General features: G+C 61.4%; 18 protein-coding genes. 9 read left to right on the top strand and 9 right to left on the bottom strand.

Annotated elements, in window-relative coordinates; genetic code table 11:
* Positions 1-25 precede the first annotated feature (25 nt).
* Complete coding sequence (gene hrcA / locus SynA1560_RS12150; protein WP_186500638.1) at positions 26-1,018, top strand: heat-inducible transcriptional repressor HrcA; 993 nt, start codon at positions 26-28, stop codon at positions 1,016-1,018.
* Positions 1,019-1,225: 207 nt separating this feature from the next.
* On the opposite strand, the gene trpB is transcribed toward hrcA, so the two are convergent.
* Both trpB and SynA1560_RS12160 read right to left on the bottom strand, forming a co-directional pair.
* Positions 1,226-2,476, bottom strand: coding sequence for a tryptophan synthase subunit beta (trpB, locus tag SynA1560_RS12155; protein WP_186500639.1), 1,251 nt, complete (start codon positions 2,474-2,476; stop codon positions 1,226-1,228).
* A gap of 40 nt (positions 2,477-2,516) precedes the next feature.
* Positions 2,517-3,476, bottom strand: coding sequence for a class I SAM-dependent methyltransferase (locus SynA1560_RS12160; protein ID WP_186500640.1), 960 nt, complete (start codon positions 3,474-3,476; stop codon positions 2,517-2,519).
* Between the two features lie 39 nt (positions 3,477-3,515).
* Here SynA1560_RS12160 and SynA1560_RS12165 point away from each other — a divergent pair, with 39 nt between their 5' ends.
* Both SynA1560_RS12165 and cysC read left to right on the top strand, forming a co-directional pair.
* Positions 3,516-3,842, top strand: a complete 327-nt coding sequence (locus SynA1560_RS12165; RefSeq protein ID WP_186500641.1) for a translation initiation factor — start codon at positions 3,516-3,518, stop codon at positions 3,840-3,842.
* A gap of 45 nt (positions 3,843-3,887) precedes the next feature.
* Positions 3,888-4,535, top strand: coding sequence for an adenylyl-sulfate kinase (cysC, locus tag SynA1560_RS12170; RefSeq protein ID WP_186469507.1), 648 nt, complete (start codon positions 3,888-3,890; stop codon positions 4,533-4,535).
* Here the strand turns inward: cysC and SynA1560_RS12175 are convergent.
* Genes SynA1560_RS12175 through purE form a run of 3 tightly spaced genes read right to left on the bottom strand, consistent with a single transcriptional unit; the run spans position 4,516 to position 6,824 of the window.
* Positions 4,516-5,598: an AI-2E family transporter gene (locus tag SynA1560_RS12175; protein WP_186469508.1), complete on the bottom strand. Its 1,083-nt coding sequence runs from the start codon at positions 5,596-5,598 to the stop codon at positions 4,516-4,518. The genes cysC and SynA1560_RS12175 overlap by 20 nt on opposite strands.
* A gap of 19 nt (positions 5,599-5,617) precedes the next feature.
* A complete protein-coding gene (locus SynA1560_RS12180) occupies positions 5,618-6,214 on the bottom strand; it encodes an oxidoreductase (RefSeq protein ID WP_186500642.1) in 597 nt (198 codons plus the stop codon).
* Positions 6,215-6,236: 22 nt separating this feature from the next.
* Entirely contained in the window at positions 6,237-6,824 is a 588-nt protein-coding gene (purE, locus tag SynA1560_RS12185) for a 5-(carboxyamino)imidazole ribonucleotide mutase (RefSeq protein ID WP_255476960.1), read from the bottom strand.
* Between the two features lie 32 nt (positions 6,825-6,856).
* Here purE and SynA1560_RS12190 point away from each other — a divergent pair, with 32 nt between their 5' ends.
* Both SynA1560_RS12190 and bchM read left to right on the top strand, forming a co-directional pair.
* The gene (locus SynA1560_RS12190; RefSeq protein WP_186500643.1) at positions 6,857-8,011 is read left to right on the top strand and encodes an N-acetylglucosamine-6-phosphate deacetylase; all 1,155 of its coding nucleotides are present in this window, start codon (positions 6,857-6,859) and stop codon (positions 8,009-8,011) included.
* 79 nt (positions 8,012-8,090) lie between these two features.
* Entirely contained in the window at positions 8,091-8,804 is a 714-nt protein-coding gene (bchM, locus tag SynA1560_RS12195; protein ID WP_186469511.1) for a magnesium protoporphyrin IX methyltransferase, read from the top strand.
* A gap of 21 nt (positions 8,805-8,825) precedes the next feature.
* Here bchM and SynA1560_RS12200 read toward each other — a convergent pair whose 3' ends face one another.
* Genes SynA1560_RS12200 through SynA1560_RS12210 form a run of 3 tightly spaced genes read right to left on the bottom strand, consistent with a single transcriptional unit; the run spans position 8,826 to position 11,038 of the window.
* Positions 8,826-9,785 carry an RNA pseudouridine synthase gene (locus tag SynA1560_RS12200; RefSeq protein WP_255476961.1) on the bottom strand — a complete coding sequence of 320 codons (960 nt, stop codon included), beginning with the start codon at positions 9,783-9,785 and terminating at the stop codon, positions 8,826-8,828.
* Positions 9,782-10,495: a response regulator transcription factor gene (locus SynA1560_RS12205; protein WP_186500644.1), complete on the bottom strand. Its 714-nt coding sequence runs from the start codon at positions 10,493-10,495 to the stop codon at positions 9,782-9,784. The genes SynA1560_RS12200 and SynA1560_RS12205 overlap by 4 nt, the downstream gene beginning before the upstream one ends.
* A 33-nt stretch (positions 10,496-10,528) precedes the next feature.
* Positions 10,529-11,038 (bottom strand): hypothetical protein, encoded by a 510-nt coding sequence (locus tag SynA1560_RS12210; RefSeq protein ID WP_186469513.1) that lies wholly within the window; start codon positions 11,036-11,038, stop codon positions 10,529-10,531.
* A gap of 23 nt (positions 11,039-11,061) precedes the next feature.
* Here SynA1560_RS12210 and SynA1560_RS12215 point away from each other — a divergent pair, with 23 nt between their 5' ends.
* From SynA1560_RS12215 to SynA1560_RS13880, 3 genes are all read left to right on the top strand, one after another.
* The gene (locus tag SynA1560_RS12215; protein WP_186469514.1) at positions 11,062-12,240 is read left to right on the top strand and encodes a cysteine desulfurase family protein; all 1,179 of its coding nucleotides are present in this window, start codon (positions 11,062-11,064) and stop codon (positions 12,238-12,240) included.
* A gap of 166 nt (positions 12,241-12,406) precedes the next feature.
* Positions 12,407-12,805 (top strand): hypothetical protein, encoded by a 399-nt coding sequence (locus tag SynA1560_RS13875; protein ID WP_255476962.1) that lies wholly within the window; start codon positions 12,407-12,409, stop codon positions 12,803-12,805.
* Positions 12,784-13,062, top strand: coding sequence for a hypothetical protein (locus SynA1560_RS13880; RefSeq protein WP_255476963.1), 279 nt, complete (start codon positions 12,784-12,786; stop codon positions 13,060-13,062). The genes SynA1560_RS13875 and SynA1560_RS13880 overlap by 22 nt, the downstream gene beginning before the upstream one ends.
* Before the next feature lie 12 nt (positions 13,063-13,074).
* Here the strand turns inward: SynA1560_RS13880 and rsmH are convergent, their stop codons facing one another.
* Positions 13,075-13,992 (bottom strand): 16S rRNA (cytosine(1402)-N(4))-methyltransferase RsmH, encoded by a 918-nt coding sequence (rsmH, locus tag SynA1560_RS12225; RefSeq protein WP_186469515.1) that lies wholly within the window; start codon positions 13,990-13,992, stop codon positions 13,075-13,077.
* Between the two features lie 44 nt (positions 13,993-14,036).
* Here rsmH and SynA1560_RS12230 point away from each other — a divergent pair, with 44 nt between their 5' ends.
* Positions 14,037-15,221 carry an NAD(P)H-quinone oxidoreductase subunit H gene (locus tag SynA1560_RS12230; RefSeq protein WP_186500645.1) on the top strand — a complete coding sequence of 395 codons (1,185 nt, stop codon included), beginning with the start codon at positions 14,037-14,039 and terminating at the stop codon, positions 15,219-15,221.
* Positions 15,222-15,380: the final 159 nt, after the last annotated feature.

A 15,380-nucleotide genomic window follows, 5' to 3' on the forward strand; every position in this document is an offset into this window, starting at 1 on the left:
GATCACCGCCAACTAAGTGACTGCTGTGGAGCTGCTGCCCCGTCGTCAACAGGAGGTTTTGCAGGCCACGGTGCACCATTACGTTGACACCGGCGAGCCGGTGGGGAGCCGCACGCTCGTGCAGCGTTTCGGCATCAACGCCAGTTCGGCCACCGTGCGCTCCGCCATGGGCGCTCTGGAACAACGAGGCCTGCTCACCCAGCCCCACACCTCAGCCGGACGCGTTCCTAGTCCCCAGGGTTATCGGCACTATGTCGACTGCTTATTACCGGAGCCTGGTGCTGGGGCCCAGCACCTCGAGCGGGAACTCACACAGATCAGCCTGCGCTGGGCGGCCCTTGACGATCTGCTGCTGCAACTGGCCAGGCGCCTCAGCGACTTCACAGGCCTGATGAGCCTGATCACGCCACCGCAACGCTCCGAAAGCCAACTCCGAGCCATCCGTCTGGTGCCCAGTGAAGACCGTCTGCTGGTGATGGTGGTGGCGGACTGCAGCCAGGCCCATCACCTCAATCTGCGACTGCCCCACGGCAGTGCCCATCAGGTGGAAGCCCTGGAGCGATGGACTGACGCCCAATTGAAGGGAGGTGGCCAGCTCGACTGGAACTGCCTGCCTCAGCAGCTGCAATCCTGCGGCCAGGCCCTCCACGATGCGCTTCAGAGCCGGGATCCCTTGCTCAGCACCGGCGATCAAGGGGCCCTGGTGCATGGCGTGTCGCGCTTAGTGGCCGAACCGGAATTCAGTGACAGCGACCGGGTCAGACCACTCCTGGAGTTGATGGATAGCAACCCCGCGGCCTTCGCTCCCAGCGATCAAGGCTTGGGCGGCCGTGTCTGGATTGGGGGAGAGCACCCCCAAACGGCCTTACAGCACTGCTCGGTGGTGCAGGCGAGTTACAGAAGCGGCGACGGCAGCACCGGCCAGGTGGCTCTGATCGGGCCGATGCGCATGGCTTATGCAACGGCTCGTGCGGCTGTCCAATGTGTCGCGAGAACTCTCAACCACCTACTGAGCTAGTTGCCGCGTTTCTCAATGCCGCGCCCTGAGCGATGCAAGATTCTCAGAGAGGCAACACCACGACGATTGATTGATGTCGTGACCACTGACCCGAGGCGTGAAACACCTGAACCGCTGGGGCCAACGGCACAAGATTCACACCATCAAGGCATTCGATCGATTTTTGTGAAGTGAGTGGCCATCGTGCATCCCTCCAGACTTCAGATTTCAAAGAGCATCGCCGAGACGCTCTGCAACGGCATTGACATCCTTATCGCCGCGTCCGGAGCAATTGATCACAAGTTCTGTGCCCTCGGCCAGGGTGGGACAGAGGGTGTCCAGCCAAGCAAAAGCGTGAGCAGTCTCTAACGCTGGAATGATCCCCTCCAGACGACTGACCAGCTGCAGGGCCTCCAACGCTTGCGTATCGGTGACGGCGCCATATTCAGCCCGACCGATCTCGCGCAGGTAACTGTGTTCGGGGCCGACCCCCGGATAGTCCAGTCCGGCACTGATCGAATGGGCTTCCTGAACCTGACCATCCTCATCCTGGAGCAGCAGACTCATGGCGCCGTGGAGAACGCCGACGCGGCCTTCGGTCATGGTGGCGGCATGACGCCCTGTGGCCACGCCATCTCCAGCCGCTTCGACGCCGATCAGACGCACATCACGGCATTCAACGAATGGGTGAAAAAGACCCATGGCGTTCGAACCACCACCGACACAGGCCATTAGCACATCAGGCAGGCGGCCGAAAGCTTCACGGCATTGCGTCCGGGTTTCTTCGCCGATCACGGCATGAAAATCGCGAACCAACATTGGATAGGGGTGTGGCCCAGCCACAGAACCCAGGATGTAATGGGTGGTTTCCACATTGGTCACCCAATCGCGGATGGCCTCGCTGGTGGCATCCTTCAAGGTTGCGGTCCCTGCCGTCACCGGCTGAACCGTGGCACCGAGAAGACGCATGCGGAACACGTTGAGCGCCTGACGGCGCATGTCTTCAGCACCCATGTAGACGACGCACTCCAGCCCGAAACGAGCACAAACCGTGGCGGTGGCCACACCATGCTGCCCAGCACCGGTTTCGGCGATGATCCGCTTCTTGCCCATCCGCAACGCCAGTAACGCTTGACCCAATGCGTTGTTGATCTTGTGCGCACCGGTGTGATTCAGGTCCTCACGCTTCAGCCAGATGCGTGGGCCGCCATCCGCTCTGCGGTAGTGGGCCGTCAGACGCTCCGCTTCGTAGAGCGGGGTGGCACGACCCACGTAGGTCTTGAGCAGCCTGTTCAGTTCCGTGGTGAATGCCGGATCCCTCCAGGCCTCTGCCGCGGCCATTTCCAGCTCGGCAAGCGCTGGCATCAGCGTTTCGGGCACATACTGTCCACCGAAGCGACCGAAGCGACCGGAGGGCGCTGGCCGGGAAGTCACGGCCAAATCCTGGGCAGTGGGCTGAGGAGGCAGAGTGCTGGTCACGGGTGCAGCTGACCGCGTTAACGGCCGATGAAGCGTACGGTCAGCGTAAGCAGGCGATCACGCGATGCCGCGGATCACAGGCGCTGATCTGCAGATCGTGAAAGCCAGCCGCCTTCAGTGCCGCTTCCATATCCAGGTTGAAGTACTGCTCGATGTAAGGCTCAGTGCTCTTCAAAAGCGTGGCCACGGCGGCGGGTAGACGCTGCAGCACGGACGACGCAGGGTCCTGATCAACCATCACCAACGCACCACCCGGACGCAACAGACGTGCGGCCTCAGCCAAGACCGCATGGGTGGCCTCCTGCGGCAGTTCATGGCAGACGAACTGCAGGCTGATCAGATCCAAACAGTCCGTAGGCAGACCTGTGTCCTCCGCTGCCGCATGCAACCAGCCATCGACGACACCCTGCGGATCCCGCACGCGGGCGACGGCCAGCATGTCTGGTGACAGGTCCAGTCCCTGAACGCGCGGACGGGGCTCCTGGCGCTCGTCCGCTCTTTGGTGCAGCCAGCTCGCCAGGTGCTGCGTGCTTACTCCAACGGAACAGCCCAAATCCAGCACCTGCGCAATGGATCCACCAAGCAGGGGAGCTACGGCCCTATGAATCGCACCCCGCAAGCGCGTTTGCGCCAAATCAGGCGAGAGCGCCTCGTCGGGCCAGATGCGCAACGCCATTGCGTCCGTGGCCTGCTCGGCTTCGGCAGCAGCCTGCCAACAGAGGTTCCCCTGCTCATAGGCATGGAAGCGAGCCAAGTAGTAAGGAGGCGGTAAGAGCCCCGGTGTCACGATGCGGGAGCGCCATGACGCAGCCGCCTCATGCAGCTCACGGCGACGGGCGCGCCAGGGAATGCCATTGCGTTCCGCCGTCCGGATGATCAGCTGACGGGCCTGAAAGAAGAGCGGACGCCTTAACAAGGCAATGCTGATCAGGCGTTCGATCCAGCGACCGAGACCCCGACTGGAATCAGCCCATTGGGGAGAAGGTGCGGAGTCGGTCATCACAGGGACGGCAGGATGGAGGACGGATGGATCAAAGCGATGCCTAAAGGAGGCTGGCAGGAATTCAGCAGCGCCGACAGTCTGAAGCGACCGACCAACCCAGCGGCCAACTCCATACCGAAGGCGCAGCAGACGGTGCGCGTTCAGCCCACGCGAGGCGGCAAGGGCGGTAAAACCGTCACCGTGATCCGGGGACTGGAATTGGATGCAGCCGGCTTCAAGAGCCTGCTCAAAAGGCTGAAAACACGAATCGGCAGCGGTGGTACGGCCAAGGATGGCGTGATCGAACTGCAGGGCGATCAGGTAGACCTCGCCATTGAACTGCTCACCAATGAGGGTTACCGACCGAAGCGCGCCGGTGGTTGATGGACAATGGCGGATCGAGATGGCGGACCGAAACCGCCGCAACCCATGACCGCTTCCTCCAGTTACGGCAAGCTCACCAACCAGGGCGCGTCAACCAACATCGCATGGCACCAAGCCTCCGTTGACCGGCTGGCCCGTGCTGGCCAGCGGGGACACCGCAGCGCGATTCTCTGGTTCACCGGTCTGAGCGGTGCCGGCAAAAGCACCCTGGCCAATGCGGTCAACCAGGCGCTGTTCGAGCGAGGGCTGGCGACCTACGTGCTCGATGGCGACAACATCCGCCACGGACTGTGCAAAGACCTGGGCTTTTCCGATGCGGATCGAGAAGAGAACATCCGCCGCATTGGCGAGGTTTCGAAGCTGTTTCTGGATGCCGGAACGATTGTTCTGACCGCCTTTGTGTCGCCATTCCGGGCTGACCGCGACAAGGCCAGGGCCCTGGTAGCTGATGGAGATTTCATTGAAATCTTTTGTTCAGCCGACCTGAGCGTCTGCGAAGAACGCGACACCAAGGGGCTCTACGCCAAAGCCCGCGCCGGTGAAATCAAGGAATTCACCGGGATCTCCAGCCCTTATGAGGCGCCCGAAACACCGGAACTCTCAGTCGACACCGGTGCCGCGGATCTGAAGGACTGTGTAGAGCAGGTGGTGAACGCTCTGATCTCCAGGGGCATCATTCCGACCCAGAGCTGAACTCCCCTGACGCCAGGGGAATCCCCTGGCGCGCGGCCCAGGCATCCACAAGCGTCTTGAAGCTGCTGGCGACAGGCACCGCCAGCAGCAAGCCAAGCAAATCGCCGAATCCATAGAGATCTCCAGCCTTGGCGCCCAAAGGCAGCGCAATCAGCAGCCAAGCCGGCTGCAACCCCACGATGCTTCCCATCAATCGGGGCTGGATCACCTGATCGACAACCTGACCCACCAGGATGGCGGCCACCAGAATTTCAAGTCCTGTGCCCAGGTCTTGGAAGGCCAGCAGACCGCTGACCGCAACGATGGTGAAGGCGCTGGCATAGGGGATCAGCGTCGTGAAGCCGATCAGCACCGCAAACAGAACGCCGTAGGGAATCTGCAGAGCGGTGAAGACGACGATCTGACCCAGGGCCAGGATCACGGCCAACAACACCTGACCGGCGAAATAACCACGGAACGTGCGCACCATGGTGCGCACCACCAACTCACGCCATTCCTGCGGCAACCAGCGGGCAAGACCTGCCGTGATTGCCTCACCACCGAGTAGAAAAAACACCGCCAGCACCAGAACGATCACGGTGTTGATCGTGGTTCCGAGGGTGGCCCCGAGAATGCCCAGCAACCTCTGGCTCAACTGACTGGCCAGACTGCTCAGGCGGGTGAGCAGGTCACTGCTGAGATCACCGAATTCACTGGGCAAACCACGCTCGGCGGCCCAATCCTGCAAACGATTGACAAGAGCCTCCGACGACGCCAAAAACCCGGGTAAGGCATTGATCAGCTGGCCGAGCTGATCGATCAGCAGCGGCACGAGCGTGACACCGGCGAGGGCCAACGCACCGATGGTGAACAAGGTCACCATCACGATCGCGAGCCAGCGGGGCAGCCCTCGCCCCGTGAGCCAGCGGCAGGGGATGTCGAGCAGGAAGGCGATCAGTGCCGCAGTGAGGAACAAACCCGGGAACGGCGCCAGCGGCACCAGCAGCTGACGAAGCACATAGAGGTTGAGGGTGAGCAACGGCAGAGCCAGCCCCCACCGCATCCAGGCCGGCCAGGTGGTCATTGCTGCACTGCGGCGACGTTCAAGAGGGGCTGAGCTTGGAAGAGGCGTTCACGTAATGGCACCAGAAAGCGAGCCAGGCTGCAATGCCCAGAAATTTCGCCCCCTCCTCGAACAGCTGAACCGTTTCGTAGGACGCCGGAAACACCCCCTGGAACGCATCAATCAGCACTGAGGAACCCAGCAGGATCACTGCGAGAACAAATGAATCGCCTCCAAACCGTCGCAAGGCTCCGCGAAAGCGAACCAGCAACAAAACGCTGAACACCGCATAGGTGACATAGAGGAATGACTCGCCCAGATAACGGTCATGGACCAGGAACATGTCATCGAGGCAGAGCCAGAGCGAGAAGCCACCGCCACAGAATGCGAACTGTCGATTCACCAGAGGCCCCTTGATCTGACCGGTAAACGCAGCGAACAGGGCGATCGCCGCTGCGGCCATCCAAAGCAGGTAGCCGACGCTTGAGAGAAATCCCTGGCCAAGAGGCGCACCGCAATCCTGAGCCAGATCACGCAGCACCTTGGTGGAACTGATGCCTTCCGCCGCGCTCCAGCTGAGTGCCACCACGTAGATCACAGCCGCTGGCAGGAGTGCCTTCAGCAGCGAGGGTCGCAAAGTGGATGCTTGCGACGTCGCATCAGCTCATCTGGTCGAGATAGTCCTGACTGCCCAACTGCATAAGGCGTGAGTCCTTGGTTACCACCATGTCGTGAAGCGACTGGCGATAGGTCTCCAGCCGATCAGCCAACGCCCCACCCTCCACCGCAAGAATCTGGGCAGCCAGCAATCCTGCATTCAACCCGCCGCCGATCGCCACCGTCGCTACAGGGATGCCCCCCGGCATCTGCACGATGGAGTGAAGGGAATCAACGCCAGAGAGCGCACGGCTTTGCACTGGCACGCCGATCACCGGCAAGGTGGTCAGAGAGGCAACCATCCCAGGCAGATGGGCGGCGCCTCCAGCACCGGCCACGATCACCTTGAAACCACGCTCTCGGGCCTGCTGCGCGAAGGCCACCATTTCCAAGGGTGTGCGGTGGGCCGAGAGAACCCGCACCTCGACGGTAATCCCGAGCTGCTGCAGGATCTCAACCGCTGGATGCAGGCTAGGCAGATCGGAATCACTGCCCATGATCACGGCGACCTGTGGCGTGACTTCTGAATCGGAGGAGACGGAGGACGACACGGGAACGAGCAAGAACCGGGTGGACAGCAAGACTGCCATCGTCCCGCACCGGCATCAGCCGGCCCACCTGCATGCGTCGGATCACTGATGTGCGGCTGCCGCAACGTCCGGGACACCGTGACGACACTGGCCTGCACTGGCTCAGCGTCGATGACCAAGAACACATCGCAGCCACGGGTCCCATGCCGTCCGGTCGCGCGATGGCAGGCGAAAGCTGGGCAGGAGATCGCCTCAGTCCCCGGGGCATCGACCTGCAGATCAACGGGGGACTCGGACTGGCATTCCCCGAACTAAACGAACGCGATGTGCCAAAGCTGGAACAGCTCTTGGAGCTGCTGTGGCGCGATGGCGTGGAGGCGATTGCGCCCACGCTGGTGACCTGTGCTGTGGAGCCTCTGCGCCATGCCTTGATGGTGCTGCGTCAAGTACGCGACAGGCACCAACCCGGACGATGCCGTCTACTGGGGGCACATCTGGAAGGCCCTTTTCTGGCGCATGCACGGCGTGGAGCTCACCCCGCCGAACACATCGCGGCCCCAAGCCTGCAGGCCTTGGAGGAACGCATTGGTGGTTTCGAAACAGACATCGCCCTGATCACCTTGGCGCCGGAACAAACCGGCAGTCAGCAGCTGGTGCAACGCCTCGGCGCCCTGGGAATTATCACGGCACTGGGGCACAGCACGGCCGATGCCGACCAGGCTGCGCAGGCCTTTGATCAAGGCGTGCGCATGCTCACCCACAGTCTCAACGCCATGCCGGGGCTGCACCACAGAGCTCCAGGGCCGGTAGGAGAAGCCTGCAGGCGAGGCGATGTTGCCCTGGGCCTGATCGCAGATGGCGTGCATGTTCACCCCACCATGGCGGTGCTGCTGCAACGACTTGCAGCGGATCAACTGGTGCTGGTGAGCGATGCGCTGGCGCCCTATGGACTCGATGATGGCGTCCACCGCTGGGATGAACGGGTGCTGCTGGTGCGCAACGGCACCTGCCGGCTCGAGGACGGCACGCTTGCGGGCGTGACGCTTCCGCTGTTGGAAGGGAGCTGCCGTTTAGCCCAATGGAGCGGTGATGCGGATGGGGCGATCTGGGCCGCCACCATGGCGCCACGATTCGTTCTTGATCCAACAGCCGCTGAACCAAAGCTCATCGGCACAGCCTTGAACAACCTGCTCCGCTGGCATTGGAACGAGCAGGACCAACAACTGAGCTGGCAGGAGGCTGCTTAGGGCAGGAGGCTGTTCAAAGCAGAACGCGGCTGAGAAACGACAAGCTGCGTAGGATCCCGCCGACGCAAACCCTTCCGCTATGGCCCCCGATCAACTGCTGGAGCAGAAACAGGCCGAGAAGCGAGAGGTGAAGGGCTACTTCGAAACCACGGGTTTCGATCGCTGGAACCGCATTTACAGCGACAGCGATGACGTGAACAAGGTGCAGCGCAACATCCGCATCGGTCACCAAAAAACCGTGGATGAAGTGCTGGCCTGGATTAAGGAAAGCGGTGAACTCAACGACGTGAGTTTCTGTGATGCTGGCTGCGGCGTTGGCAGCCTCAGCCTGCCGCTGGCATCCATGGGTGCCGGCTCGATTAACGCCAGTGACATTTCCGAAGCCATGGCCCAGGAAGCGGAGCGCCGAGCCCGCGAAGCTGGCCTGGACATGGCCAAGCTCAACTTCTTCGCTAGCGACCTCGAAAGCCTGAGTGGCTCCTTTCACACGGTCTGCTGCCTGGATGTGTTCATTCATTACCCCCAAGAGCCCGCGGAGGAGATGGTGAAGCATCTCTGCGGCCTCACGGAGCAGCGGCTGATCGTGAGCTTTGCGCCTTACACGCCCCTGCTGGCACTGCTGAAGGGGATCGGCCAGCTGTTCCCAGGCCCCAGCAAAACCACCCGCGCCTACACCCTCAAGGAAGACGGCATCGTCAAAGCCGCGGAAGCCTGTGGCTTCAAGTTGGTGCGCCGAAGCCTGAACAAAGCCCCCTTTTACTTCTCCCGCCTGATCGAGTTCCGCAAGGCTTGAGGTCTCGCTCGAGGGCGCAGTTCATCCAAAGGACTCTCCAGGTTCGCAGCACAAAGCCAAACCACCCAGAGACAAGCGCCAGGCATGGAGCCGGTAACCACCGTCTCCCGGCGTGGCCTGCCCGTTGACTTGTTGGTTTTTGAGATAAAGCGGATCGCCGAGAAGAGGTGATCCCAGTTGCGCAAGGTGGATCCGAATCTGATGCGGACGTCCTGTGGTGATGGCCACTTGGAGGCGATCACCGTCGGAACTCCGCTCCAGAAGGCTGACTTCGCTATGAGCTGGAAGACGACGGCGAACGGTCACGTCGGCTGGAGGCTCCGGCCCCCACACCCAGCCGAGGAGCGGGTGAGGCCTTTCAATCACATCGGTATCCACACGCAACGCCGCCCCAGGTTCCAAGTCCTTCACCCGGTGCGCCCAGGCCTGATACAGCTTGCAGCTGCCACCATCCGGCCGCAACGCACGCGACAGCTTGGCGCGGGTCTCGCCACGACGGGCGCACACCTGAAGACCAGAGGTGAAGCGTCCCAGCCGATGCACAGGTTTGGGCACCTGCTCCTCACCAGCATCACGGCAGCGCTGAGCCAGCAACCGCTCCAAGGTGTGGTTCAGAAAGCCACCCCCTGGTATCACCGGCAAACCGGAGGGCTTGTGGATCACCAGCACATCACCGTCATCGTGAATCACAGTCCAGGCGTCGGGGATGGCCGGCTCCACCCATGGGGGTCGTGACCAGAGCAACTCAGCCGCAGCGGGCAGTGGCTGGTCACAGACCAGAAGTGCGCCATTGAGGCGAAGTTCACCGCGTTGAATCCTCAGTTTCCAGTCTTCAGCCGACGAATGACGATGACGGTGCGCTAGCAGGGCAGAGACCATGCGTCCCTGGTCGCGCTGACCGGTGCGGTCGCTGTAGGTCCAGCCCTGATTGAGCGCCGCTGGACGCCATCCCGCAGCGGACGCGACCTGCGAGGAGATCACTCCACGAGCCGATGCTGCAACGCGTAGCGCACCAGCTCAGTACGACTGGAGGTGCCGGTCTTGATGAAGAGCCGACTCACGTATTTCTCCACGTTGCGAATCGATGTTTCCAACTGACGCGCAATCTCTTTGTTCATGAGGCCTTCAGCCACAAGTTGGAGAACACTCGCCTCTCTGGGCGTGAAATTGTGCTGCACAGGTTCAGTGGAAGGCAGCGCTTCCGCCTGCGCCAGCAACGATCGAATCTCGGTGATCTGTTTGGCCATCTGCCCCATATCAGCGTCGGCAAAACGCGCAGCCTCCTGAAGCAAGCGTTGCTGCCGTTGGGCCACGTTGCTGACGCGAGCCACCAACTCATCCGGGTCGAAGGGCTTGGGGATGTAGTCATCCACGCCGGCGAGATAGCCCTGAGTGCGATCCGCGGTCATGCCCTTGGCGGTCAGAAAGATCACCGGGGTGCCGCCGAGACGTTCATCAGCCCTCAGCTTGTTGAGCAGTCCGTAGCCATCCAGCCGCGGCATCATCACATCACTGATCACCACATCCGGAAGCATTTGCTGAGCTTTGGTGAACCCGTCTTCTCCATCGACGGCCGTGGTGACATCAAAGCCCTCGTCTTCGAGGTAGGCCTGCACAGCAGAACGCAGACCTGGTTCATCATCCACCAGCAACAGTCGCACCGAAGGCTGCTCGGACTGGGATGTGGTCATGGCCAGACCTCGTCTTGGCGGAATCTAAGGGCGTCAGGGTGCTGGCAACCGCAACACTTCCTCAGATTCAATCAGCTGGGTGGAATAACCCAGTCCTCTGGCCTGCTCTCCCAGGGTTTCTGGTTCCTTGCCGGCCAAGGTGGGGTGGCAGGCCGCCCACCACACCAGATGATCCTCACGGGTTGAAAGGCGCAGCGGCCCACCGGGATTGAGTTTCCTGATGTAGATCGCGTCGTTGTCACGGGTCATCCGCAACGGCTCCTCGCGACTGCAGCTCACCGATTCGGAAGGAACCACCAGATCATCGGCGTATTCCTGCCACAACTTGAATCGCCTGAGCTCCGGATCCGTCGGATCCTTGCTGATGGCAAAGATTCCAAGGGTGTACGCATTGGCACCATCACGTTGATCCAGCACCACGAGGTCCACAGGACGCATGGCCTTCATCTGCTCCAGCAACGACTCACGATCAACCGGAACAGCCTGAACGGCAGCAGAACCCATCAGCAGGCTCAGACTGGAGATCCAATAAACGGCACGCATCACGACAGTCAGTGAGTCATCCCATGCTGCCAACCCCTGCCGAAGGATCGCTCAACACCGGTGTGATCAACCTCGACCACCAAGCCACCACCCCCTGCCATCCTGCCGTGATCGAGGCGATGGAGCCCTGGTGGCGAGAGCAATGGGGCAATGCCTCAAGCCGCCAGCATCGCCTTGGGCTGACGGCAGCCGCAGCCGTCAGCTCCGCCAGGAAAGTCCTGGCCGACAGCCTCGGAGTCGAAAGCGACGAGGTGATCTTCACCAGTGGCGCCACCGAAGCCAACAACCTGGCACTGCTCGGCCATGCCCGGTTTCGCGCCCGTGCCGAAGGAGGCCCTGGGCACTTGATCAGCGTGGCCAGCGAGCATCATGCGGTGCTCGATCCTCTGCAGCAACTCAGGCAGGAAGGCTTCGAACTGACGCTGCTCACGCCCAGGCCCAATGGCCTAATTGAGCCGACGCAGCTGGAACAGGCGATCCAAGCGAATACGCAGCTGGTGAGCGTGATGGTGGCCAACAACGAAATCGGTGTGATCCAACCCGTGCAGGAGCTGAGCACGATCTGCCACAACCATGGGATCACCATGCACACGGATGCGGCGCAGGCCTACGGACACCTGGCGCTGAACATGCAACGCCTGGGTTGCTCGCTGCTCAGTGTCAGCGCCCACAAATTCAACGGTCCCAAGGGGATCGGGGCTCTAGTGGCGCGGAAAGGGACCGGTCTTGACCCCCTGCTCTGGGGCGGTGGTCAAGAGCAGGGGCTACGGCCAGGGACCCTGCCGGTGCCGTTGATCATGGGACTGGCTGCCGCCGCAACCCTGGCCACGGCTGATCGGGCGGCGCGGCAGACGCGGCTCGGCGTGCTGCGTGATCAGTTGTGGCATGACCTGAAACAGCGCAACCCTGATCTCCTGCTGAACGGGGCGCTGCACCCACGCCTAGCCCACAACCTCAACATCACTGTGCCCGGGATCTCAGGGAGCCGCCTGCAGCGCGCGCTGAAATCCAAATTGGCCTGCAGCAGTGGCTCAGCCTGCAGCCGCGGGGCGCCCTCCCATGTCCTGCGTGCGATCGGGCGCAATCGCAGCGAAGCGGAAGCCTCGCTGCGCCTGAGCCTTGGCCGCGACACCACAGCCACTGACATCGAAAGCGCTGTGACCATGGTCACAGAGGCGATTCAGGCGGGTGCGATGGGCTGACCTTGAAGCCACCTTCGATCCAAAGTCGGAAAAGCTGCCAAAGCGGCGACGTTCCGCTCAGGATCGAGCGTTCCCCAGGACCGAGACCCTGGCTGGCAAACGACTTGATGTGCTGAAAGCTGTGGAGGATGGCTGGACCGCCTTCTGACAGTCAGCTTGGCCTTTCGTGCTGTTCGCGCTGCTGTACGGAGTGTTGGCAACGCTGTTCCAGCAACTGCCCGAGTTTCTGCTCAAACGCACGAGCAATCCCTCACCCAGCGCTGCGGTGGTCAGCCTGATTGTCTCCATGGTGGGCAGCATCCTGATCAGCCTTTGGGGGGCCATGGGTTTGATCCGAGACGCCTGGAAAGCGCTGGACGGCCAAAAGCCTGCCTTTTCAGACATGACGCGTTGGGACGGCGATGCCGCAGGACGCCTCTTCATCAATCAGATCGTTCCGATCATCCTGGGCCTGATCATCGGCGGGATCTGCACCGCCTTGATGGTGGGCTTATCGCAGGAGAATGGGGTTGTCGGCTTGATCCCTTTCATCAGGCAGCCGTGGTGTCCATCTACCTCATGGTGAACCAAACCTTCCTGCCGATCCTCGTCCTGCTCCCGGATGAATCACCCATGAACAACCTCGGACGAGGCAGGGAGTTGGTGAATCCGTCCAAGGGGTTGGTGCTGCTGTTGCTGATCGTGGAGATGGCGATTCTGTTGCTCGGCGCGGTGTTGTGCGGTGTGGGCCCGCTCGCTGCGTTCCCGGTGACGCTGTGCGTGTCCACGACGGCTTACAGGCAACTCTTTGGCGACACCGACAACACCGCCTTCCTGGGCTAGCAACCGCCTGCTTCAGTCTGGGTGTCGACGCCTGGCCAGTCGCAGCTTGGCGCTGCGACTGCGGGCATTCCGCTCTTGTTCAGCGTCGTTGGCGATCAGGGGCTTGCGTGTGATGCGCTGCAGGCGTTCATCGGAAAGAAAGGCCGTCTTGACGCGCCTGTCTTCCAAGGAATGAAAGCTGATGATCGCCATCAGCCCTCCCGGCTGAAGCCAGCCAGGAGCCTTCTCAAGCAGCTGATCGAGGACCCCGAGCTCATCGTTAACGGCGATGCGCAGGGCTTGGAAGGTCCGAGTCGCCGGATGAATGCGCCCGCGGCGCGCCTTGGGTGGGTAGCAACCCGCGACGGCGTAGGCCAAAGCGGCTGTGCCGGAATAGGCGCCACGATCGTTCAGATCCGCCTTGATGCGACGGGCAATCCGCCTGGACAGTCGCTCTTCGCCGTAGCGATAGATCAGATCAGCCAGGTCTGATTCCTCCAATCGTGAGATCAGATCAGCCGCCGTTTCGCCACCACCTCCAGGGTTCATGCGCATGTCAAGGGGGCCATCCAGGCGGAAACTGAATCCCCGTTCCGCTACATCCAGCTGCGGACTGCTGACCCCAAGATCCGCCAGCAACAGTGCGACCGGTTCGGAAGGGGCGTAATCCGCGAAATTGGTGGCCACGATTGTGACCCGATCGGCAAAGGACTCCAGACGTTGGGCTGCTGCGGCCCTGGCCGTGGCGTCCTGGTCGAGCCCCACCAAATGCAGCGCTGGATAACGATCCAGCAGCAATTGGCTGTGCCCCCCACCGCCGAGCGTGGCATCCACAAACAAACCGCTCTGCCAGTGATCACTAGGGTCTTGAGCCAGCGCTTGGAGAAGCGGTTCCGCCAGAACTGGCACATGGGTGAAGGTCTGATCGGACCTGGAAGGCAGATCGGGCATGGGTCCTTCCTAAGATCTCGTCAACAACGTTGTTCCTCGGCCCCATGACGCAGCTGGAAACGCGCACGGAGCCGATGGTGGTCAACTTCGGCCCGCACCATCCGTCCATGCATGGGGTGCTGAGGCTGGTGGTGACGCTCGACGGCGAAGACGTGGTGGATTGCGAGCCGGTGATCGGCTACCTACACCGCGGCATGGAGAAGATTGCCGAGAACCGCACCAACGTGATGTTCGTGCCCTACGTGAGCCGCATGGACTATGCGGCGGGCATGTTCTACGAAGCGGTCGTGGTGAACGCGCCCGAGAAATTGGCCGACATTCCCGTTCCCAAGCGCGCCAGCTACATCCGCGTGTTGATGCTGGAACTGAACCGCATTGCCAATCACTTGCTTTGGCTTGGCCCCTTCCTCGCCGACGTCGGTGCTCAGACACCCTTCTTCTACATCTTCCGGGAGCGGGAGATGATCTACGACCTCTGGGAAGCCGCCACCGGTCAACGCCTGATCAACAACAACTACTTCCGGATTGGTGGTGTGGCCGCCGATCTCCCCTGGGGGTGGCTTGAGAAATGCCGCGATTTCTGTGATTGGTTTGGCCCGAAGATTGACGAATACGAAAAACTGATCACCAACAATCCGATCTTCCGACGGCGAATTGAAGGCCTGGGCGTCATCGGCAAAGAGGATGCAATCAACTGGAGCTTGTCGGGGCCGATGCTGCGGGCTTCCGGGGTGCCGTGGGACCTGCGCAGGGTGGATCATTACGAGTGCTACGACGATTTCGACTGGGACGTGGCCTGGGAGAAGGAGGGTGACTGTTTCGCGCGCTATCGGGTGCGGATCGAAGAGATGCGCCAATCCCTCAAGATCCTCCGCCAGGCCTGCGAGATGATTCCGGGCGGCCCGACCGAAAACCTGGAAGCCAAGCGCATGGCGGAAGGCAAGGACAGCGAATTCGCTGGCTTTGACTATCAGTACGTAGCCAAAAAAGTGGCTCCCACCTTCAAGATCCCCAACGGCGAGCTCTACACCCGTCTGGAATCAGGCAAAGGCGAGATCGGCATATTCCTGCAGGGGAATAATGACGTCACACCCTGGCGCTTCAAGATCCGTGCTGCTGACTCCAACAACCTGCAGATCCTTCCTCACATCCTCAAGGGACACAAGGTGGCAGACATCATGGCGATTTTGGGGTCGATCGATGTGATCATGGGATCGGTGGATCGCTGATTTGCTGACCCAGTCATCGTTGCCGCTCTCGACCAGTCCCTGCCGTGAGCCAACGAACCCTGGCCAAATCGTCTCGCCCAGAACATCGGGGTTCAGCCGAGAGACAGGGAAAAAAGAAGCAAAAAATAAGGCGGAATTGGCCAATACCGCTTCGACAAG

Source organism: Synechococcus sp. A15-60, from assembly GCF_014280095.1.
Lineage (GTDB): Bacteria > Cyanobacteriota > Cyanobacteriia > PCC-6307 > Cyanobiaceae > Synechococcus_C.

Excerpts from the sequence above, each read along its gene's own strand:
- SynA1560_RS12160 (WP_186500640.1), bottom strand. The coding sequence starts at position 3,476 with ATGACCGACTCCGCACCTTCTCCCCAATGGGCTGATTCCAGTCGGGGT.
- SynA1560_RS12165 (WP_186500641.1), top strand. The coding sequence starts at position 3,516 with ATGCCTAAAGGAGGCTGGCAGGAATTCAGCAGCGCCGACAGTCTGAAG.
- cysC (WP_186469507.1), top strand. The coding sequence starts at position 3,888 with ATGACCGCTTCCTCCAGTTACGGCAAGCTCACCAACCAGGGCGCGTCA.
- SynA1560_RS12175 (WP_186469508.1), bottom strand. The coding sequence starts at position 5,598 with ATGACCACCTGGCCGGCCTGGATGCGGTGGGGGCTGGCTCTGCCGTTG.
- purE (WP_255476960.1), bottom strand. The coding sequence starts at position 6,824 with ATGGCAGTCTTGCTGTCCACCCGGTTCTTGCTCGTTCCCGTGTCGTCC.
- SynA1560_RS12190 (WP_186500643.1), top strand. The coding sequence starts at position 6,857 with ATGCGTCGGATCACTGATGTGCGGCTGCCGCAACGTCCGGGACACCGT.
- bchM (WP_186469511.1), top strand. The coding sequence starts at position 8,091 with ATGGCCCCCGATCAACTGCTGGAGCAGAAACAGGCCGAGAAGCGAGAG.
- SynA1560_RS12205 (WP_186500644.1), bottom strand. The coding sequence starts at position 10,495 with ATGACCACATCCCAGTCCGAGCAGCCTTCGGTGCGACTGTTGCTGGTG.
- SynA1560_RS12210 (WP_186469513.1), bottom strand. The coding sequence starts at position 11,038 with ATGCGTGCCGTTTATTGGATCTCCAGTCTGAGCCTGCTGATGGGTTCT.
- SynA1560_RS12215 (WP_186469514.1), top strand. The coding sequence starts at position 11,062 with ATGCTGCCAACCCCTGCCGAAGGATCGCTCAACACCGGTGTGATCAAC.
- rsmH (WP_186469515.1), bottom strand. The coding sequence starts at position 13,992 with ATGCCCGATCTGCCTTCCAGGTCCGATCAGACCTTCACCCATGTGCCA.
- SynA1560_RS12230 (WP_186500645.1), top strand. The coding sequence starts at position 14,037 with ATGACGCAGCTGGAAACGCGCACGGAGCCGATGGTGGTCAACTTCGGC.